A 19,244-nucleotide genomic window follows, 5' to 3' on the forward strand; every position below is an offset into this window, starting at 1 on the left:
CCTGGGACACAACGGACACCCTTCGAAAGGGAGATGTCGTGAGCAACGAGAGCCTGGCCAACCTGCTCAAGGAAGAACGCAGGTTCGCGCCCCCGGCCGACCTGGCAGCGCACGCCAACGTCACCGCGGAGGCGTATGAACAGGCCAAGGCTGACAGGCTCGGCTTCTGGGCCGAGCAGGCCCGCCGGCTGACCTGGGCCAAGGAACCGACCGAGACGCTGGACTGGTCGAACCCGCCGTTCGCGAAGTGGTTCAAGGACGGCGAGCTCAACGTCGCCTACAACTGCGTGGACCGGCATGTGGAGGCCGGGCACGGGGACCGCGTCGCCATCCACTTCGAGGGTGAGCCCGGCGACAGCCGGTCGATCACCTACGCGGAGCTGAAGGACGAGGTCTCCAAGGCCGCCAACGCCCTGCTGGAGCTGGGCGTGCGGAAGGGCGACCGCGTCGCCATCTACATGCCGATGATCCCGGAGACCGCCGTCGCGATGCTGGCCTCGGCCCGGATCGGCGCCGCGCACTCGGTCGTCTTCGGCGGCTTCTCGGCGGACGCGCTCGCGACCCGGATCCAGGACGCGGACGCCAAGGTGATCATCACCGCCGACGGCGGCTACCGGCGCGGCAAGCCGTCCGCGCTCAAGCCGGCGGTGGACGCGGCGATCGGCAAGGTGGACAACGTCGAGCACGTGCTCGTCGTCCGCCGCACCGGCCAGGAGGTGGCCTGGACCGAGGGCCGGGACGTGTGGTGGGACGACATCGTCGCCCGCCAGCCGGCCGAGCACACCCCGGAGGCGTTCGAGGCCGAGCACCCGCTGTTCATCCTCTACACCTCCGGCACCACGGGGAAGCCGAAGGGCATCCTGCACACCTCCGGCGGCTACCTCACCCAGGCGGCCTACACCCACTGGGCGGTCTTCGACCTCAAGCCGGAGACGGACGTGTACTGGTGCACGGCCGACGTCGGCTGGGTGACCGGGCACTCGTACATCGTGTACGGCCCGCTGGCCAACGGCGCGACGCAGGTGATGTACGAGGGCACGCCGGACACCCCGCACCAGGGCCGGTTCTGGGAGATCGTGCAGAAGTACAAGGTCACGATCCTCTACACGGCGCCGACCGCGATCCGGACGTTCATGAAGTGGGGCGACGACATCCCCGCCAAGTTCGACCTGTCCTCCCTGCGTGTCCTCGGCTCGGTGGGCGAGCCCATCAACCCCGAGGCGTGGATCTGGTACCGCAAGCACATCGGCGCCGACAGGACGCCGGTCGTGGACACCTGGTGGCAGACCGAGACCGGCGCCATGATGATCTCGCCGCTGCCCGGCGTCACCGAGGCCAAGCCCGGTTCGGCGCAGCGTCCGCTGCCCGGCATCAGCGCGACCGTCGTCGACGACGAGGCGAACGAGGTGCCCGACGGCGGCGGCGGCTACCTGGTGCTGACCGAGCCGTGGCCGTCGATGCTGCGCACCATCTGGGGCGACGACCAGCGGTTCATCGACACCTACTGGTCCCGCTTCGAGGGCAAGTACTTCGCCGGTGACGGCGCGAAGAAGGACGACGACGGGGACATCTGGCTGCTGGGCCGGGTGGACGACGTGATGCTCGTCTCCGGGCACAACATCTCCACCACCGAGGTGGAGTCGGCGCTCGTCTCGCATCCGTCGGTCGCCGAGGCCGCTGTCGTCGGCGCCGCCGACGAGACCACCGGCCAGGCCATCGTCGCGTTCGTCATCCTGCGCGGCACCGTCTCGGAGAACGAAGCGCTCATCGGCGAGCTGCGCGACCACGTCGGCGCCACGCTCGGCCCGATCGCCAAGCCCAAGCGGATCCTGCCGGTGGCGGAGCTGCCGAAGACCCGCTCCGGCAAGATCATGCGCCGCCTGCTGCGGGACGTCGCCGAGAACCGCCAGCTCGGTGACGTGACCACGCTGACGGACTCCACGGTCATGGACCTCATCCAGGCCAAGCTGCCCGCGGCACCCAGCGAGGACTGAACGGATCCGGAGGACTGAGCGGCACCCCGAGGGGCACCCGGCCGGCGAACGTGCCGGGTGCCCCTCGGGCGTCTACGGTGAAGATCGCCGGACCCGGCACGCGGCACTTTAGGTAAACTAAACAAAGTGCCGTACGCAGCGGCACGCCAGGTGCGCCGGGAAGTCTGGTCGGCATGTGAGTTCCGCCTGCCCCCGGAGGTCTCCCGTGACCGCGCCCCGCACCCGCCCCCGCACCACCCCCCGCAAGGTCCTCGGCCGCCTGTCGCTGCCCGAGCGCTCCTTCGTCGCGGACGCGCTGCGTACGGAGACCGTCGGCGGTGTGCTGCTGCTCCTCGCCGCCGTCGCCGCGCTGGTCTGGGCGAACGTCCCGGGCATCCACCACAGCTACGAGACGGTCAGCCACTTCCACGCCGGCCCCAGCGCCCTCGGCCTGCACCTCTCCGTCGCGCACTGGGCCGCCGACGGCCTGCTCGCCGTGTTCTTCTTCGTCGCCGGCATCGAGCTCAAGCGCGAGCTGGTCGCCGGCGACCTGCGCGACCCCAGGGCGGCCGTGCTGCCCGTCGTGGCGGCGCTGTGCGGGATGGCCGTACCGGCCCTCGTGTACACCCTCACCAGTGTCGCCGGGCACGGCTCCACGCAGGGCTGGGCGGTGCCCACCGCCACCGACATCGCCTTCGCGCTCGCCGTCCTCGCGGTCATCGGCACCTCGCTGCCCAGCGCCCTGCGCGCCTTCCTGCTCACCCTGGCGGTCGTCGACGACCTCTTCGCGATCCTGATCATCGCGGTCTTCTTCACCGACCGGCTGAACTTCGCCGCCCTCGGCGGGGCCGCCGCCGGCCTCGCGCTCTTCTGGCTGCTGCTGCGCAGGGGCGTACGCGGCTGGTACGTGTACGTGCCGCTCGGCGTCGTCGTCTGGGCGCTGATGCACAACAGCGGCGTGCACGCCACCATCGCCGGCGTGGCGATGGGCCTGATGCTGCGCTGCACCACCCGGGAGGGTGAGGAGCGTTCGCCGGGCGAGCGGATCGAGCATCTGTTGCGGCCCCTGTCGGCCGGGCTCGCCGTACCGCTGTTCGCGCTGTTCAGCGCCGGCGTGTCGATATCCGGCGGGGCGCTCGGGGACGTGTTCGCGAGACCCGAGACGCTCGGCGTGGTGCTCGGCCTGGTCGTGGGCAAGACGGCCGGCATCTTCGGCGGCACCTGGCTGACCGTCCGCTTCACCCGCGCGCAGCTCAGCGAGGACCTGGCGTGGGCCGACGTCTTCGCGGTGGCGTCGCTCGCCGGGATCGGCTTCACCGTCTCGCTGCTCATCGGCGAGCTGGCCTTCGAGGGCGACGCCGTCCTGACGGACGAGGTGAAGGCGGCCGTCCTCACCGGGTCGCTGATCGCCGCGGCGTGCGCGACGGTGTTGCTGAAGCTGCGCAACGCCGAGTACCGCAGGATGTGCGAGGAGGAGGAGCGCGACGAGGACCTCGACGGCATCCCGGACGTCTACGAGCAGGACGACCCGGCGTACCACCTTCGGATGGCCGAGATCCACGAGCGCAAGGCCGCCGAACACCGCCGGCTGGCCGCCGAAGCGCGCCACGGGCTTCAGGAAGTGCCGGGCGGGGCAGGCGAGGAGGACGGCCGTCCGGCATGATCTGACGAGACGGTACAAATCAAGACGGTACGCAAGACGGTACGTAGGACCCACGAGAGACCTCTGAGGGAGAACGCGATGAGCGCACCCGACGGCAGCCCGGTCGGCGCCGAACGCAGCATCGGCCAGCTGTTCGCCTCGGCGACGACCGAATTGTCGGCGCTGGTGCACGACGAGATCGCGCTGGCCAAGGCCCAGCTCAAGCAGGACGTGAAGCGCGGCGCGGTCAGCGGCGGCGCCTTCTCGATGGCGGGCGCGGTACTGGTGTTCTCCCTGCCGATGCTCAACTTCGCCCTCGCCTACGGCATCCGCACCTGGAGCCACTGGAACCTGGCGATCTGCTTCGTGCTGTCCTTCGCGGCCAACGTGCTGGTCGCCGGCCTCCTCGCGCTCATCGGCACGGTGTTCGCGAAGAAGGCCAAGAAGGGGAAGGGCCCGCAGAAGGTGGCGGCCTCGATGAAGCAGTCGGCGGGCGTCCTGCAGAACGCCAAGCCGCACCCGCGTCCGGAGCTGCCCGAGGACCGGGCTCCCGCGGCCATCGAGGCTGTGGCACGCTCGTCGTCATGACGGACCCCGCCGCTCCCTCGGCCGTACGGATCGAAGGTCCCTGGAGTCACAGGGACGTCGCCGCGAACGGCGCGCGCTTCCACATCGCCGAACTCGGCGACGGCCCGCTGGTCCTGCTCCTGCACGGCTTCCCGCAGTTCTGGTGGACGTGGCGGCACCAGCTGACCGCGCTCGCGGACGCGGGCTACCGGGCGGTGGCGATGGACCTGCGGGGCGTCGGCGGCAGTGACCGCACGCCCCGCGGGTACGACCCCGCCAACCTCGCGCTGGACGTCACCGGGGTGATCCGGTCGCTCGGCGAGCCGGACGCGGCGCTGGTCGGTCACGACCTCGGCGGTTATCTGGCGTGGACGGCGGCGGCCATGCGGCCCAAGCTCGTGCGGCGCCTGGCCGTGGCGTCCATGCCGCATCCGCGGCGCTGGCGCGCGGCGATGCTGCGGGACGCCCGGCAGACGGCCGCCAACTCCTACATCTGGGGATTCCAGCGGCCCTGGATCCCCGAGCGGCAACTGACCGCCGACGGGGGCGCGCTGGCGGGCCGGCTGATCCGGGACTGGTCCGGGCCGCGGCTGCCGGAGGACGCGGCCGTGGAGACGTACCAGCGGGCCATGTGCATCCCGTCGACCGCGCACTGCGCGATCGAGCCGTACCGCTGGCTGGTGCGTTCGCTGGCCCGGCCGGACGGTGTGCAGTTCTACCGCCGGATGAAGCGGCCCGTGCGGGTGCCGACGCTGCATCTGCACGGCTCGCTGGACCCGGTGACCCGGACGCGCAGCGCGGCCGGTTCGGGAGAGTACGTCGAAGCGCCGTACCGCTGGCGGCTGTTCGACGGGCTCGGCCACTTCCCGCACGAGGAGGACCCGGTGGCGTTCTCCACCGAGCTGATCAACTGGCTGAAGGATCCCGAGCCCGACCGATGAGGCGTCAGACGCTCGTCCGGTGACCGTGCGGTGAAGGTTCGATGCGTGGAGTATCCGATTTCCTGAACAGTTGTCCCCCGAACGGCCACATGCCTGCCGCATAGGCCAATTGGGGGGCGCACACGCGGTTATCGACCTTGGGGCGGGGGCACACGTCGGGGTATGGGCTGGACGCACGACTACAGTGACGCACCCCGCAACCGCCGCTCGGCCACGGGCCTGAGCACGCCTCAGCGAGGCACCCCGCAACTCGCGGAAGCGGGCCTCCGGGTGGGGATTCCGCACATCCTGCGCCGCCGGGCCCGCTGGGTCTCGGTGCGCCTGCGTCACCCGCGGGGCTGAACGCGCCGCGTCGTCCTACAGGGCGCAGTTGTCCGTACCCACCTGCTCGTTCGCCGTACGCCCCCGCTCGATGTCGGCCTGGATCTCGTCCGCCGTCAGGGCGTAACCGGTGTCCGCGTCGTCGAGGGACTTGGCGAACACCACGCCGTACACCTTGCCGTCCGGGGTGAGCAGCGGGCCGCCGGAGTTGCCCTGGCGGACGGTGGCGTACAGGGAGTAGACGTCGCGGCGGACCGTGCCGCGGTGGTAGATGTCGGGGCCGTTCGCGGTGATGCGCCCGCGCACGCGCGCGGCGCGCACGTCGTACGAGCCGTTCTCCGGGAAGCCCGCGACGATCGCGCCGTCGCCCCAGGTCGCGTCCTGCGAGGTGAACCGCAGAGCGGTCGCCCTCAGGTCGGGTACGTCCAGTACGGCGATGTCGCGCTTCCAGTCGTACAGGACGACCTTCGCGTCGTACCTGCGGCCCTCTCCGCCTATCTGCACACGCGGCGCGTCGACCCCGCCGACGACGTGGGCGTTGGTCATCACCCGGCGGTCGGCGAAGACGAAGCCGGTGCCCTCCAGGACCTTGCCGCAGCTCTGGGCGGTGCCGGTGACCTTCACGATGGAGCGCTGGGCGCGGAAGGCGACCGGGCTGTTCTCCAGAGCCGGGTCGGGCGGCTGCACGTCCTTGATCGGCTCGTTGGCGAACGGGCTGAAGACCTGCGGGAAGCCGTTCTGCGCGAGTACGGAGGAGAAGTCCGCGAACCAGGTGTCGGCCTGCGCGGGCAGCGCCCGGGAGACCCCGAGGAGCACCTTGGAGCCGCGCACCTCTCTGCCGAGCGTCGGCAGGGTCGTACCGGCCAGGGCGGAGCCGATCAGCCAGGCGACCAGGAGCATCGCGACGACGTTGACCAGGGCGCCGCCGGTGGCGTCCAGGGCGCGCGCCGGGGACCAGGTGATGTGCCGGCGCAGCTTGTTGCCGAGGTGGGTGGTCAGGGCCTGGCCCACGGAGGCGCAGACGATCACGACGACCACGGCCACGACGGCGGCGGTGGTGCCGACCTCCGTCTTGCCGGTCACGGCGTCCCAGATGACGGGCAGCGTGTACACGGCGACCAGGCCGCCGCCCAGGAACCCGGTCACCGACAGGATGCCGACGACGAAGCCCTGGCGGTAGCCCACCACCGCGAACCACACGGCCGCGACCAGCAGCAGGATGTCCAGCACGTTCACGGGATCACCCTGTCATGCGTGCCAGTCGAGCGGGACCTGCTTACCGCGGTCCCAGGGGCGCTCCCAGCCCGCGAAGTGCAGCAGGCGGTCGATCACTCCGGCGGTGAAACCCCACACCAGGGCCGATTCGACCAGGAATGCCGGGCCGCTGTGGCCACGGGGGTGGACGGCGGTGGCGCGGTGGGCGGGGTCCGTGAGATCCGCCACGGGGACGGTGAAGACCCGCGCGGTCTCGTTCGGGTCGACGACGCCGACCGGGCTGGGCTTGCGCCACCAGCCCAGCACGGGCGTGACGACGAAGCCGCTGACCGGGATGTACAGCCTCGGCAGCACGCCGAAGAGCTGCACGCCGGACGGGTCGAGCCCGGTCTCCTCCTCGGCCTCGCGCAGCGCGGCCCGCAGGGGGCCCTCGCCCTGCGGATCGCCGTCCTGCGGATCCAGCGCGCCGCCCGGGAACGACGGCTGCCCGGCATGGGAGCGCAGCGAGCCCGCGCGCTCCATGAGCAGCAGTTCCGGGCCGCGCTCCCCCTCGCCGAACAGGATCAGCACGGCCGACTGCCGCCCCGAGCCGTTCTCCGGCGGGAGGAAACGGCTCAGCTGGAGCGGCTGGATCGTCTCGGCGGCGCGCACGACGGGCTCCAGCCAGTCCGGCAGCCCTTCTTTGCTGAGCGTCACCGGACCACCCTGTGTGTCACTTGCCCTCGTCATCGCCACCCCCGTCGCTCTGTCCTCTCCAACGCCCGAAGGCCCCGAGATCGTTCCGTCACGCGGCCCCCAGCGGCGGCGCCGGTCTGCCGCCCGCGTCGAGGTAGGCCTGCGGGGGCTTGAGCCGCTGCCCCGGGAAGCCGCCCTTCTCGTACTTCAACAGCTTCTTCGCCTTCTCCGGGTCGGTCTCGCCCTCCCCGTAGGCCGGGCAGAGCGGGGCGATGGGGCAGGCGCCGCAGGCGGGCTTGCGGGCGTGGCAGATGCGGCGGCCGTGCCAGATCACGTGGTGGGACAGGTCGGTCCAGTCGCTCTTCGGGAAGAGCGCGCCGACGGCGGCCTCGATCTTGTCGGGGTCGGTCTCGTCGGTCCACCGCCAGCGCCGCACCAGCCGCTGGAAGTGGGTGTCCACGGTGATCCCGGGACGGCCGAAGGCGTTGCCGAGGACGACGAAGGCGGTCTTGCGGCCCACGCCGGGCAGCGTGACCAGGTCCTCCAGCTTGCCGGGCACCTCGCCGCCGAAGTTCTCGACGAGCGCCTTGGAGAGCCCTATGACCGACTTGGTCTTGGCGCGGAAGAAGCCGCAGGGGCGCAGGATCTCCTCGACCTCCTCCGGGTTGGCGGCGGCGAGGTCCTCGGGGGCGGGGTACTTGGCGAAGAGCGCCGGGGTGGTCTGGTTGACGCGCAGGTCGGTGGTCTGGGCCGACAGCACGGTGGCGACCAGCAGCTGGAAGGGGTTCTCGAAGTCCAGTTCCGGGTGCGCGTACGGGTACACCTCGGCCAGCTCGCGGTTGATCCGGCGGGCGCGGCGGACCAGGGCGGTGGGGGACTCGCCGGACGGTGGCGTGACGGCGATCTTCTTGACGGGGGCGGCCTTCCTGGCGGGCTTCTCCACGGACGCGGCCTTCTTCACGACGGCGGCCTTCTTCATGGCCGGGGTCTTCTTGACGGCGGGGGTCTTCTTCGCGGCCGGGGTCTTCTTCGCGGCGGGGGTCTTCCTGGCGGCCGACGGCTTCTTCGCAGCCGAGGCCTTCTTCACGGCAGCGGCAGCCTTTTCAGCCGATTTGCCTGTTTTATTACTTCCACCGGAATCCTGTTCGCCCACAGCGGAATCATGACGTGCAGCCACCCGCCCAGCCCCCTTGCCCTGTGCTCTCACCGGCGATTTGGACACCCGGCCAGCCTAAAGCCCGGCACCGACATCCGCCCCGGAGCCCGCTGAGCGGCCCCCGATCGGACCCCTGACGCTTACCCCGGGACACCTGTGCGGCATCCTTGTGACAGATCACACTGTTTGGACCGTCCGGCAAAATGGGGAACACGGACCCCTGGCACACGGGGGAGCAAGATCCCCTGAGCAGGTCGACAAGGAGAGAACTCGTGGACGACGTTCTGCGGCGCAACCCGCTCTTCGCGGCTCTCGACGACGAGCAGGCCGCGGAGCTTCGCGCCTCCATGAGTGAGGTGACCCTCGCACGCGGCGACTCCCTGTTCCACGAGGGCGACCCCGGAGACCGGCTGTACGTCGTCACCGAGGGCAAGGTCAAGCTGCACCGCACCTCCCCCGACGGCCGCGAGAACATGCTCGCCGTCGTCGGCCCCGGCGAGCTGATCGGCGAGCTGTCGCTGTTCGACCCCGGCCCCCGCACGGCCACCGCGACCGCGCTGACCGAGGTCAAGCTGCTCGGTCTCGGTCACGGCGACCTCCAGCCCTGGCTGAACGCCCGGCCCGAGGTCGCCGGCGCCCTGCTGCGCGCCGTCGCCCGCCGCCTGCGCAAGACCAACGACGCCATGTCCGACCTGGTCTTCTCGGACGTCCCCGGCCGTGTGGCGCGCGCCCTGCTGGACCTCTCCCGCCGCTTCGGTGTGCAGTCCGAGGAGGGCATCCACGTCGTCCACGACCTCACCCAGGAGGAGCTGGCCCAGCTGGTCGGCGCCTCCCGCGAGACCGTGAACAAGGCGCTGGCGGACTTCGCTCAGCGCGGCTGGCTCCGGCTGGAGGCGCGGGCCGTGATCCTGCTGGACGTGGAGAGGCTGGCGAAGCGGTCGCGCTGACGCGGGGCCCGGCCGTAAAAACCCGCTGCCCAGGGCGTGAGCGGACGGCACAGTAGGTCCATGACCGCGCTCCCCGCCCGCAGTGGCGTCGACACCCAGGGCTGCTTCGTCCGCGAAGGCTCCCTCGCGCGCGTGCAGCCCGCCTTCCGCCCCGTCGTGGCCGCCGTCCGCGACCGGCTGCCGGCCGTCTTCGGCGCGCGCCTGCACAGCGCCTACCTCTGCGGGTCGATCCCGCGTGGCACCGCGCGCGTGGGGCGCAGCGACCTGGACCTCCTGGTCGCCCTGCGCGAGGAACCGGCCGACGCCGACCGGGACGCCGTACGCGTTCTCGGGGAGGCGGTCGACCGGGAGTTCCCGCAGATCGACGGCGTCGGCACGCTGCTCTACGGCCGGGAGCGGCTGCTGAGCGACCTGGAGCGGTACGACATGGGCTGGTTCGTCGCCTGCCTGTGCACCCCGCTGCTCGGCGACGACCTCGCCGAGCACCTGCCCCGCTACCGCCCCGACTCCCTGCTGGCCCGCGAGACCAACGGCGACCTCGCCCGGTGGCTGCCGCGCTGGCGGGAGCGGATCGCGGGGACGGAGGACACCGAGGAGGCCCGCCGGCCGCTCGTGCGCTTCATGTCCCGGCATCTCGTCCGCACCGCGTTCACACTCGTCATGCCCCGCTGGCAGGGCTGGACCAGCGATCTGCGGGAGATGGCCGAGGTGTCCGGCGTGTACTACCCGCAGCGGGCCGCACAGCTGCGCGCGGCGGCCGAGCACGGCTACGAACCGGTCGGCGACCCGGACGTCCTGCGCTCGTACGTCGACGACCTGGGCCCCTGGCTCGCGGCGGAGTACGCGCGCGTGCACGGCGTGAAGGCACCCCGCCCGGACTAGATCAGCCCGTGCTCGCTCAGGTAGTCCAGCTGGGCCCGGACCGACAGTTCCGCCGCCGGCCACAGCGAGCGGTCGACGTCGGCGTACACATGGGCGACGACCTGGGCCGGGGTCTGGTAGCCGTTCTCCACCGCGGTCTCGACCTGGGCGAGCCGGTGGGCGCGGTGGGCCAGGTAGAACTCGACGGCGCCCTGGGCGTCGTCGAGGACCGGCCCGTGGCCCGGCAGGACGGTGTGCACGCCGTCGTCCACCGTCAGGGACCTCAGCCGCCGCAGGGAGTCCAGATAGTCACCGAGCCGGCCGTCGGGGTGCGCCACGACCGTCGTGCCGCGCCCGAGGACGGTGTCGCCGGTCAGCACCGCCCGGTCGGCCGGCAGATGGAAGGACAGCGAGTCCGCGGTGTGCCCGGGGGTCGGTACGACCCTCAGCTCCAGGCCGCCGACGGTGATGACGTCTCCGGCGGCCAGGCCCTCGTCGCCGAGCCGCAGGGCCGGATCGAGGGCACGCACGCGCGTGGCGGTCAATTCGGCGAAGCGGGCGGCGCCCTCGGCGTGGTCGGGATGGCCGTGGGTGAGCAGGGTCAGGGCTATGCGCTTGCCGGCCTTCTCGGCCGTGTCCACGACGTTACGCAGGTGACCGTCGTCCAGCGGCCCGGGGTCGATCACCACGGCCAGGTCGGAGTCGGGCTCGGAGACGATCCAGGTGTTGGTGCCGTCCAGGGTCATCGCGGAGGCGTTGGGCGCCAGCACGTTGACGGCCCGTTCGGTGGCCGGGCCCGAGAGCACTCCGCCCCGGGGCTGGCCCGGCAGGGCTGCTGCGTCGGTCATGCGGGGCCTCCACCGGTCGTGTCAGCGGGCGTCGGAGCGGTCGGGACGTGCTTGGTGAACTCGTCGTGCCCGGGCCAGGAGAGGACGATCTCGCCGTCCTGGAGGCGGGCCCGGGCGAGCACCGGGGTCATGTCGCGCGCGGGCGCGCCGGCCAGCGCCTCGGCGGCGGTGCGGTACGGGAGCAACTGGCGCAGGGTGGCGACGGTGGGCGGCATCATCAGCAGCTCGCCCTTGTCGTACCCGGCGGCGGCCTCCTCGGGGCGGATCCACACCGTGCGGTCGGCCTCCGTGGAGGCGTTCCGGGTGCGCTGCCCCTCGGGGAGGGCGGCGACGAAGAACCAGGTGTCGTAGCGGCGGGCCTCGAACTCCGGGGTGATCCACCGGGTCCAGGCGCCCAGCAGGTCCGAGCGCAGCACCAGGCCGCGCCGGTCGAGGAACTCCGCGAAGGACAGCTCGCGCGCGACCAGGGCGGCGCGGTCGGCCTCCCAGTCGTCGCCGGTGGTGTCGCCGACGACCGAGTCCGGGTCGGGCCCGGCCAGCAGCACACCGGCCTCCTCGTACGTCTCCCGTACGGCCGCGCAGACGATCGCCTGGGCGCCCGCCGCGTCGACGCCGAGCCGTTCGGCCCACCACGCGCGCGTGGGGCCCGCCCAGCGGATCTGGCGGTCGTCGTCGCGTGGGTCGACGCCGCCCCCGGGATACGCGTACGCGCCTCCGGCGAAGGCCATGGAGGCGCGTCTGCGCAGCATGTGGACGACCGGCCCGTCCGGGGTGTCCTTCAGGAGCAGCACGGTGGCCGCGCGCCTCGGGGTCACCGGGGCGAGAGTGCCGTCCGCGAGCGCGCGGATGCGGTCGGGCCACTCCGGGGGGTACCACTGACCGTTCGCCATGGCCGGAGGCTATCCCGTGTAGGGCGAATGTTCGAGAGGTACCCGAGGTCAGCGGGGTTACTGAGCGAGTTCCACCTGGATCTCGACCTCGACCGGCGCGTCCAGCGGCAGCACCGCGACGCCGACCGCGCTGCGGGCGTGCACGCCCTTGTCGCCGAGCACCTCACCGAGCAGTTCGCTGGCGCCGTTGACGACACCGGGCTGCCCGGTGAAGTCGGCCGCCGAGGCGACGAAGCCGACGACCTTCACCACGCGCGCGATGCGGTCCAGGTCGCCGACGACGGACTTCACGGCGGCGAGCGCGTTCAGCGCGCAGGTGCGGGCCAGCTCCTTGGCCTCCTCCGCCGTGACCTCGGCGCCCACCTTGCCGGTGACCGGCAGCTTGCCCTCCACCATCGGCAGCTGGCCGGCGGTGTAGACGTACACCCCCGACCGCACGGCCGGCTGGTACGCGGCCAGCGGCGGTACGACGTCCGGCAGGGTCAGACCCAGTTCGGCCAGCTTGGCCTCGACCGCGCTCACGCGTCCTTCTCCGGCTTCTCCCGCTTCAGGTAGGCCACGAGCGACTCCGGGTTGGGCCCGGGCACGACCTGGACGAGTTCGTAGCCCTGGTCGCCCCAGCTGTCCAGGATCTGCTTCGTCGCATGGATCAGCAGCGGCACGGTCTGGTATTCCCACTTCTTGGTCATGGGGGCGACTGTAGCCGCTGTGACCGGGGGGTCCGGCGGCCCACCACGGCCCCCGTTATCCACAGCCTCCCGCGTGAGTGTCGCCCGGACTGGTTAGTCTCGAAGATGTGAGCAGGCTCCAGGTCGTCAGCGGCAAGGGCGGGACCGGAAAGACGACGGTCGCCGCCGCACTCGCGCTGGCCCTCGCGACCGAGGGGAAGCGGACGCTTCTCGTGGAGGTCGAGGGCCGGCAGGGCATCGCGCAGCTCTTCGAGACGGAGGCACTTCCGTACGAGGAGCGCAAGATCGCGGTCGCCCCGGGCGGCGGCGAGGTGTACGCCCTCGCCATCGATCCGGAACTGGCCCTTCTGGACTATCTCCAGATGTTCTACAAGCTCGGCGGCGCGGGCCGGGCGCTGAAGAAGCTCGGCGCGATCGACTTCGCCACCACCGTCGCGCCCGGCCTCAGAGACGTCCTGCTGACCGGCAAGGCGTGCGAGGCGGTGCGCCGCAAGGACAGGTCGGGGAGGTTCGCGTACGACTACGTCGTCATGGACGCCCCGCCGACCGGCCGCATCACCCGCTTCCTGAACGTCAACGACGAGGTGGCGGGCCTCGCCAAGATCGGCCCGATACACAATCAGGCGCAGGCCGTGATGCGGGTGCTGAAGTCGCCGGAGACGGCCGTGCACCTGGTGACCCTGCTGGAGGAGATGCCGGTCCAGGAGACCGCCGACGGCATCGCCGAACTCCGCGCGGCGCGGCTGCCGGTGGGCCGGGTCATCGTGAACATGGTCCGGCCGGAGGTGTTGGACGCGGCCGATCTGGAACTCGTACGGACCGTGGAGCGTTCATCGGTCGCACAGGCGCTCTCGGCGGCCGGTCTGGGCGGGGCCCGGCGCGGCGGGAACGCCGAGAAGCTGGTGGACCCGCTGCTGGAGCAGGCCGAGGAGTACGCCGAGCGGTACGCGCTGGAGCAGGAGCAGCGCGCGGTCCTCGGCGAGCTGGGCCTGCCGCTGCACGAACTGCCGCTGCTCGCCGAGGGCATGGACCTCGCGGGCCTGTACGAACTCGCCACCGAGCTGCGGAAGCAGGGGTTGTCATGAGTCCGGACCCGGCCGAGGCGCAGAACGCCGCCCCCCACCAGGACACGGCACGCTCGCGGCTCTCCCCCGCGCGCGTGCTGGACATCGATCCCCTGCTGGACGATCCGAAGACCCGGATCGTGGTGTGCTGCGGCGCGGGCGGGGTCGGCAAGACGACGACCGCGGCGGCCCTGGGCCTTCGGGCGGCCGAGCGGGGCCGCAAGGTGGTCGTGCTGACCATCGACCCGGCCAAGCGGCTGGCCCAGTCGATGGGCATCGACTCCCTCGACAACGTGCCCCGCAGGGTGAAGGGCACGGAGGGCGACGGCGAGCTGCACGCCATGATGCTCGACATGAAGCGCACCTTCGACGAGGTCGTGGAGGCGCACGCGGACCAGGAGCGGGCCGCCGCGATCCTGGCGAACCCCTTCTACCAGTCGCTCTCGGCGGGCTTCGCGGGCACGCAGGAGTACATGGCGATGGAGAAGCTGGGCCAGCTGCGGGCGAAGGACGAGTGGGACCTGATCGTGGTCGACACCCCGCCCTCCCGCTCGGCGCTGGACTTCCTGGACGCCCCCAAGCGGCTCGGCTCCTTCCTGGACGGCCGGCTCATCCGGCTGCTGACCGCGCCCGCCAAGCTGGGCGGCCGCGCGGGGATGGCCTTCCTCAACGTCGGCATGTCGATGATGACCGGCACGCTGGGCAAGCTGCTGGGCGGTCAGCTGCTGAAGGACGTGCAGACGTTCGTGGCCGCGATGGACACCACCTTCGGTGGCTTCCGCACGCGCGCGGACGCCACCTACAAGCTGCTCCAGGCGCCCGGCACGGCGTTCCTGGTGGTCGCGGCGCCGGAGCGGGACGCCCTGCGTGAGGCCGCGTACTTCGTGGAGCGGCTGGCCGCGGAGGCCATGCCGCTGATGGGCCTGGTGCTCAACCGGGTCCACGGCACCGGCGCCGGACGGCTGTCGGCCGAGCGGGCGCTCACCGCCGCGGAAAATCTTGAGGACCGCCGCATTGTCGATCAGGGGGACGGGAAAGCTGGACTTCGTAACTCTCCCGACACGTACGGCAGTTCACGAACTCCCGCAGCCGAGGCGACGGCACGTCCCGCGACCGAGACCCCAGCACAGCCCGCAGCTGAGACCGCGGCCGAGTCCGCAGCCACCGCTTCCGAGGAAGGCTCCCCCGCCGACACGGAGCGCTCCGTCGACCGGCTCACCGCGGGACTGCTGAGGCTGCACGCCGACCGCATGCAGCTGCTCTCGCGCGAGCAGCGTACGCGTGACCGTTTCACCGCCCGCCACCCCGAGGTGGCGGTGGTCGAGGTACCCGCGCTGCCCGGCGACGTCCACGACCTCGCGGGCCTGCGCGACATCGGTGACCGCCTGGCGGCGGGGCGGCCGGAACACTCGTAGGCCCGTGGGCGGGACCACAGGACGCGGCAGACCATGGGCACGGCGGTCGGCCGTCGGCGCTCTGCACAGCACACCCTGCGCAGCACGCGACACGCGGCGCACATGTCAACACCTCACGTGGCATGTGAACGCCTTACGCGGCATCTAAACGCCTTACGCGGCACATGTACCCGTTGCCGGACTATGTCCCCGCGATGTGCCCCAGGAGCGCGCCCGAGGGGGATGCCCCAAGGGGATGCCCTCAGCTCACCGCCGCGTAGTTCTCGTACACCTCGTCGTTGTCGAGGGGCACGATTCCCGCGCCCCGCTCGTACTCCGAGCGGGCGGTTTCCAGCAGTCTCCGCCAGGAGGTCACGGTGGGCCGCCGGCGCAGCAGTGCGCGGCGCTCACGCTCCGTCATGCCTCCCCACACGCCGAACTCGACGCGGTTGTCCAGCGCGTCCGCGAGGCACTCCGTGCGTACCGGGCATCCGGTGCACACCGCCTTGGCCCTGTTCTGCGCTGCTCCCTGAACGAACAGTTCATCCGGATCGGTAGTGCGGCAGGCAGCCTGCGCACTCCAGTCGGTTACCCAGCCCATACCGGCGCCGTCCTCTCCCGAATCGAGGCTCCCCCACGGCGGCAGCGGCATATTCACCGCCGCCAGTTGAGGACGTTACGGAAGGTGGGGACAGCGCAACACCCCCTGCGGGCCCAATCTTGAATGGCCCGAACGGACTATGGGTAAGCGGCAGATCACCCGCGGGAGTGAGCTGGCGACATGCGTGATCATCCCGGCAAACCGGGACAGTGGTGGCTCGTCACATCGGGCGCCAGGTGACACACGAGGCGGAATCGGGCTCGGCCTTCTCAGGGAACGGGCCCGTCCCTGGGGGTTTCGGGCTACGTCCGGAACGATTCGGGTTCGCCGGACGTATAGCTACGTGACCGCTCAGCTGTGACAGTTGAGAGCAGCTTAGGCCAAGGCCTGCGCGCGTGTCCGGCGAATGGGAACGTAGACCCCCCGCTTTGCCGTGCCGTGATGCGGTCGCTCCTTAGGAACGCTCAACAGTACGGATTAGGCTGCCCCCATGCCAAAGAAGCGCCCGGGCGGCGGTCTGTCGCCCATGCAGCAGGCCGCCAAGTTCCTCGGTGTCAGTGTGCTCGCCGGAGCCGTGATGGCGGGCATCGCGCTGCCCGCTGTCGGCGCGCTGGGCCTCGCGGCCAAGGGCTCGGTCCAGGGCTTCGACGAGATCCCGGCCAACCTGAAGAGCCCCCAGCTGAGCCAGCGCACCACGATCCTGGACAACAAGGGCAAACAGATCGCGACCGTCTACTCCCGCGACCGTACGGTGGTCGACCTCAAGGACATCTCGCCGTACGTGCAGAAGGCGATCGTCGCGATCGAGGACTCGCGCTTCTACAAGCACGGCGCCGTCGACCTCAAGGGCGTGCTGCGCGCCCTGAACAAGAACGCGCAGGAGGGCGGGGTCGCGCAGGGCGCCTCCACGCTCACCCAGCAGCTGGTGAAGAACTACTTCATCGAGGAGGCCGGCGACGACCCGACGAAGGTCGCCGAGGCCACCCAGCAGACCCTGGGCCGCAAGATCCGCGAGCTGAAGTACGCGATCCAGATCGAGGACAAGCTCGGCAAGAAGAAGATCCTTGAGAACTACCTCAACATCACCTTCTTCGGCGAGCAGGCCTACGGCGTCGAGGCCGCCTCCCAGCGCTACTTCTCCAAGCACGCCAAGGACCTGAACCTCCAGGAGTCGGCCCTGCTGGCCGGCATCGTCCAGTCCCCGAGCCGCTACGACCCGGTGAACGACGAGGCGGAGGCCACCAAACGGCGCAACATCGTCCTGCAGCGCATGGCGGAGGTCGGCGACATCTCCCAGAAGGAGGCCGACCAGGCCAAGCAGAAGCCGCTCGGCCTGCACACCAGCCGCCCCAAGAACGGCTGCATCACCGCGGTGAAGGGCGCCGGCTTCTTCTGTGACTACGTCCGCCAGGTCGTCCTCACCGACCCGGTCTTCGGCAAGACCAGGGAGGACCGGGCCAAGCTCTGGAACCGGGGCGGCCTGACGATCCGTACGACGCTCGACCCGCAGGCCCAGCGGTCCGTGCAGGCGTCCATCAAGGACCACGTCTACAAGAGCGACCCCGTCGCGACCGCCGCGACCATCGTCGAGCCCGGCACCGGCAAGGTCCTCGCCATGGGCCAGTCCCGCCCGTACGGCGTCAACGTCAAGAACGACGAGACGACGATCAACCTGTCCGTCAACGGGGACATGGGCGGCGGCGCCGGCTACCAGCCCGGCTCCACCTTCAAGCCGATCGTCGCCGCGGCGGCCGTCGAGGGGGGCAAGCCCCCGACGCAGGAGTACTCGTCGCCGTACGAGATGACGTACCCGAGCCCGGTCTCCGCGTGCGACGGCAAGACCTGGCACGACGACCCGAACAAGCCCACCAAGCTGACCAACGAGAACGAGTCCGAGCGCGGCCCGTACGCCATGAAGGAGGCGACCGCCAAGTCGGTCAACACCTACTACGTGCAGCTGATCAGCGACATCGGCATCTGCCCGGTCATCGACATGGCCAAGAAGATGGGCGTGCAGCGCGCGGACGGCCGCAAGATCCAGCAGGCCCCCTCCATCGCGCTCGGCACCCAGGAGATGTCCCCGCTGACGATGGCGAACGCGTACGCCACCTTCGCCTCGCGCGGGATGTACTGCACCCCGGTCGCCATCGAGTCGGTCACCAAGAAGGTCGGCAGCGAGCGGAAGTCCCTGCCGGTGCCGAAGTCGACCTGCTCGCGGGCGATGTCGGAGAAGACCGCCGACACGGTCAGCACGCTCCTCAAGGGCGTGGTCGAGGACGGCACGGGTCAGGAGGCCGGTCTCGGCAGCCGCCCGAGCGCGGGCAAGACGGGTACGACGGACGAGCGCTTCGCGGCCTGGTTCGTCGGCTACACCCCGAACATGGCGGGCGCGGTCTGGGTCGGCGACCCACAGCACAAGCGGAAGATGACCAACATCACCATCGGCGGCGTTCCGCACGACAAGGTCTACGGCGGTGAGGTCCCGGGCCCGATCTGGCGCGACATGATGAGCGGCGCGCTGGAGGACAAGCCCGTGGAGGACTTCCATCTGGTCGACATCCCCGACGACACCCACGAGGGTGATGATCAGGGAAAAGGCGACGGGGGGGCGGAGGACGGCAACAACGGGGACACGACGGGACGGCTGATCGGCGGACTGATCGGCGGACCGACGGACGGGGGAGCGACCGACGGCAGCACGGGTGACGCGACCGGCGGCACCCTCGGCGGCACGTTCCCGACCCCGACCATCTCCATCCCCGGGAACTTCATCGAGGGCCAGGTGAACGGCGGGAACAACGGGAACGGAAACGGGGGCGGTCGAAGGTAGCCGCCGTCGCCGGTCCGACGTACGACAGCGGGGCCGCACCCGGATGACGGGTGCGGCCCCGCTGACGTGCTTTCCGGATCTGTTTCTCAGCCCTGCAGCAGCTTCTTCACCGCGGCGGCGACCCGGCCGCCCTCGGCCTGGCCGGCCACCTTCGGATTCACGATCTTCATGACGGCGCCCATGGCCCGGGGCCCCTCGGCACCGGCCGCCTTCGCCTCCTCCACGGCCTGGGCGACGATCGCGTTCAGCTCCTCGTCGGACAGCTGCTTGGGCAGGTACCCGGCGAGCACCTCGCCCTCCGCCTTCTCCCGCTCGGCCTGCTCGGCACGGCCACCCTGCGCGAAGGCCTCGGCGGCCTCACGGCGCTTCTTGGCCTCGCGGGTGATCACCTTCAGCACCTCGTCGTCGGAGAGCTCACGCTTCTGCTTCCCCGCGACCTCCTCCTTGGTGATCGCGGCGAGCGTCAGCCGGAGGGTCGAGGAGCGGAGCTCGTCGCGCTCCTTGATCGCGGCGTTGAGGTCGTCGTGCAGCTTCGACTTGAGCGTGGTGGTCATGGCCCCGATTGTCGCAGGTGTACCGCCCGGTATGCCCGCCGATTTACCCGGCGGCCGGTCTCACCACGGCCAACGC

At 71.0% G+C, this 19,244-nt stretch carries 19 protein-coding genes; 10 read left to right on the forward strand and 9 right to left on the reverse strand.

Annotated elements, in window-relative coordinates; genetic code table 11:
• Positions 1-38 precede the first annotated feature (38 nt).
• The 5 genes from acs (at position 39) to AB0L21_RS13875 (ending at position 5,465) form a co-directional block, all read left to right on the forward strand.
• Positions 39-1,994: an acetate--CoA ligase gene (gene acs, locus AB0L21_RS13855; protein ID WP_365784061.1), complete on the forward strand. Its 1,956-nt coding sequence runs from the start codon at positions 39-41 to the stop codon at positions 1,992-1,994.
• 205 nt (positions 1,995-2,199) lie between these two features.
• Entirely contained in the window at positions 2,200-3,636 is a 1,437-nt protein-coding gene (gene nhaA / locus AB0L21_RS13860; RefSeq protein WP_365784063.1) for a Na+/H+ antiporter NhaA, read from the forward strand.
• A 78-nt stretch (positions 3,637-3,714) separates the two neighbouring features.
• A complete protein-coding gene (locus tag AB0L21_RS13865; RefSeq protein ID WP_103814648.1) occupies positions 3,715-4,203 on the forward strand; it encodes a phage holin family protein in 489 nt (162 codons plus the stop codon).
• Positions 4,200-5,123, forward strand: a complete 924-nt coding sequence (locus AB0L21_RS13870) for an alpha/beta hydrolase (RefSeq protein WP_365699136.1) — start codon at positions 4,200-4,202, stop codon at positions 5,121-5,123. The genes AB0L21_RS13865 and AB0L21_RS13870 overlap by 4 nt, the downstream gene beginning before the upstream one ends.
• Positions 5,124-5,285: 162 nt before the next feature.
• Positions 5,286-5,465, forward strand: coding sequence for a hypothetical protein (locus tag AB0L21_RS13875; protein WP_365784065.1), 180 nt, complete (start codon positions 5,286-5,288; stop codon positions 5,463-5,465).
• A gap of 15 nt (positions 5,466-5,480) precedes the next feature.
• Here the strand turns inward: AB0L21_RS13875 and AB0L21_RS13880 are convergent, their stop codons facing one another.
• The 3 genes from AB0L21_RS13880 to nth are packed head-to-tail and all read right to left on the reverse strand — an operon-like array spanning position 5,481 to position 8,421.
• On the reverse strand, positions 5,481-6,680 hold the full coding sequence (locus AB0L21_RS13880) for a MarP family serine protease (protein ID WP_365784067.1): 1,200 nt from the start codon (positions 6,678-6,680) through the stop codon (positions 5,481-5,483).
• Positions 6,681-6,692: 12 nt separating this feature from the next.
• Complete coding sequence (locus AB0L21_RS13885; RefSeq protein WP_365699134.1) at positions 6,693-7,388, reverse strand: CoA pyrophosphatase; 696 nt, start codon at positions 7,386-7,388, stop codon at positions 6,693-6,695.
• Positions 7,389-7,443: 55 nt separating this feature from the next.
• Positions 7,444-8,421, reverse strand: a complete 978-nt coding sequence (nth, locus tag AB0L21_RS13890) for an endonuclease III (protein ID WP_365784069.1) — start codon at positions 8,419-8,421, stop codon at positions 7,444-7,446.
• A gap of 341 nt (positions 8,422-8,762) precedes the next feature.
• On the opposite strand from nth, the gene AB0L21_RS13895 reads away from it, so the two are divergent.
• Both AB0L21_RS13895 and AB0L21_RS13900 read left to right on the forward strand, forming a co-directional pair.
• Positions 8,763-9,437 carry a Crp/Fnr family transcriptional regulator gene (locus tag AB0L21_RS13895; protein ID WP_014674022.1) on the forward strand — a complete coding sequence of 225 codons (675 nt, stop codon included), beginning with the start codon at positions 8,763-8,765 and terminating at the stop codon, positions 9,435-9,437.
• 60 nt (positions 9,438-9,497) lie between these two features.
• Positions 9,498-10,319: a nucleotidyltransferase domain-containing protein gene (locus AB0L21_RS13900; protein ID WP_365784071.1), complete on the forward strand. Its 822-nt coding sequence runs from the start codon at positions 9,498-9,500 to the stop codon at positions 10,317-10,319.
• On the opposite strand, the gene AB0L21_RS13905 is transcribed toward AB0L21_RS13900, so the two are convergent.
• The 4 genes from AB0L21_RS13905 to AB0L21_RS13920 are packed head-to-tail and all read right to left on the reverse strand — an operon-like array spanning position 10,316 to position 12,725.
• Positions 10,316-11,146: an MBL fold metallo-hydrolase gene (locus AB0L21_RS13905; RefSeq protein WP_365699131.1), complete on the reverse strand. Its 831-nt coding sequence runs from the start codon at positions 11,144-11,146 to the stop codon at positions 10,316-10,318. The two genes, AB0L21_RS13900 and AB0L21_RS13905, sit on opposite strands and share 4 nt — an antisense overlap.
• On the reverse strand, positions 11,143-12,036 hold the full coding sequence (locus AB0L21_RS13910) for an NUDIX hydrolase (RefSeq protein WP_365699130.1): 894 nt from the start codon (positions 12,034-12,036) through the stop codon (positions 11,143-11,145). Before AB0L21_RS13910 ends, AB0L21_RS13905 begins: the two co-directional genes overlap by 4 nt.
• A gap of 57 nt (positions 12,037-12,093) precedes the next feature.
• Positions 12,094-12,558: a RidA family protein gene (locus AB0L21_RS13915; RefSeq protein WP_365699128.1), complete on the reverse strand. Its 465-nt coding sequence runs from the start codon at positions 12,556-12,558 to the stop codon at positions 12,094-12,096.
• Positions 12,555-12,725 (reverse strand): hypothetical protein, encoded by a 171-nt coding sequence (locus AB0L21_RS13920; protein WP_165951826.1) that lies wholly within the window; start codon positions 12,723-12,725, stop codon positions 12,555-12,557. Before AB0L21_RS13920 ends, AB0L21_RS13915 begins: the two co-directional genes overlap by 4 nt.
• 107 nt (positions 12,726-12,832) lie before the next feature.
• Between AB0L21_RS13920 and AB0L21_RS13925 the strand changes: the two genes are divergently transcribed.
• Both AB0L21_RS13925 and AB0L21_RS13930 read left to right on the forward strand, forming a co-directional pair.
• Complete coding sequence (locus AB0L21_RS13925; protein ID WP_365699127.1) at positions 12,833-13,810, forward strand: ArsA-related P-loop ATPase; 978 nt, start codon at positions 12,833-12,835, stop codon at positions 13,808-13,810.
• Entirely contained in the window at positions 13,807-15,204 is a 1,398-nt protein-coding gene (locus AB0L21_RS13930) for an ArsA family ATPase (protein ID WP_365784073.1), read from the forward strand. The genes AB0L21_RS13925 and AB0L21_RS13930 overlap by 4 nt, the downstream gene beginning before the upstream one ends.
• A gap of 241 nt (positions 15,205-15,445) precedes the next feature.
• Here AB0L21_RS13930 and wblA read toward each other — a convergent pair whose 3' ends face one another.
• The gene (gene wblA / locus AB0L21_RS13935) at positions 15,446-15,784 is read right to left on the reverse strand and encodes a transcriptional regulator WblA (RefSeq protein ID WP_018547931.1); all 339 of its coding nucleotides are present in this window, start codon (positions 15,782-15,784) and stop codon (positions 15,446-15,448) included.
• A gap of 490 nt (positions 15,785-16,274) precedes the next feature.
• Between wblA and AB0L21_RS13940 the strand changes: the two genes are divergently transcribed.
• Positions 16,275-18,614 carry a transglycosylase domain-containing protein gene (locus tag AB0L21_RS13940; protein ID WP_365784075.1) on the forward strand — a complete coding sequence of 780 codons (2,340 nt, stop codon included), beginning with the start codon at positions 16,275-16,277 and terminating at the stop codon, positions 18,612-18,614.
• 86 nt (positions 18,615-18,700) lie between these two features.
• Here AB0L21_RS13940 and AB0L21_RS13945 read toward each other — a convergent pair whose 3' ends face one another.
• Entirely contained in the window at positions 18,701-19,168 is a 468-nt protein-coding gene (locus AB0L21_RS13945; protein ID WP_365699124.1) for a GatB/YqeY domain-containing protein, read from the reverse strand.
• Positions 19,169-19,244 lie beyond the last annotated feature (76 nt).

Source organism: Streptomyces sp. NPDC052721 (genome assembly GCF_040678315.1).
Lineage (GTDB): Bacteria > Actinomycetota > Actinomycetes > Streptomycetales > Streptomycetaceae > Streptomyces.

Bases quoted from the DNA above. Each gene is read 5' to 3' on its own strand.
- AB0L21_RS13865 (WP_103814648.1), top strand. From the start codon at position 3,715: ATGAGCGCACCCGACGGCAGCCCGGTCGGCGCCGAACGCAGCATCGGC.
- AB0L21_RS13920 (WP_165951826.1), bottom strand. From the start codon at position 12,725: ATGACCAAGAAGTGGGAATACCAGACCGTGCCGCTGCTGATCCATGCG.
- AB0L21_RS13885 (WP_365699134.1), bottom strand. From the start codon at position 7,388: ATGACGAGGGCAAGTGACACACAGGGTGGTCCGGTGACGCTCAGCAAA.
- AB0L21_RS13900 (WP_365784071.1), top strand. From the start codon at position 9,498: ATGACCGCGCTCCCCGCCCGCAGTGGCGTCGACACCCAGGGCTGCTTC.
- AB0L21_RS13945 (WP_365699124.1), bottom strand. From the start codon at position 19,168: ATGACCACCACGCTCAAGTCGAAGCTGCACGACGACCTCAACGCCGCG.
- AB0L21_RS13910 (WP_365699130.1), bottom strand. From the start codon at position 12,036: ATGGCGAACGGTCAGTGGTACCCCCCGGAGTGGCCCGACCGCATCCGC.
- AB0L21_RS13930 (WP_365784073.1), top strand. From the start codon at position 13,807: ATGAGTCCGGACCCGGCCGAGGCGCAGAACGCCGCCCCCCACCAGGAC.
- AB0L21_RS13905 (WP_365699131.1), bottom strand. From the start codon at position 11,146: ATGACCGACGCAGCAGCCCTGCCGGGCCAGCCCCGGGGCGGAGTGCTC.
- AB0L21_RS13940 (WP_365784075.1), top strand. From the start codon at position 16,275: ATGCCAAAGAAGCGCCCGGGCGGCGGTCTGTCGCCCATGCAGCAGGCC.
- wblA (WP_018547931.1), bottom strand. From the start codon at position 15,784: ATGGGCTGGGTAACCGACTGGAGTGCGCAGGCTGCCTGCCGCACTACC.
- AB0L21_RS13870 (WP_365699136.1), top strand. From the start codon at position 4,200: ATGACGGACCCCGCCGCTCCCTCGGCCGTACGGATCGAAGGTCCCTGG.
- AB0L21_RS13875 (WP_365784065.1), top strand. From the start codon at position 5,286: ATGGGCTGGACGCACGACTACAGTGACGCACCCCGCAACCGCCGCTCG.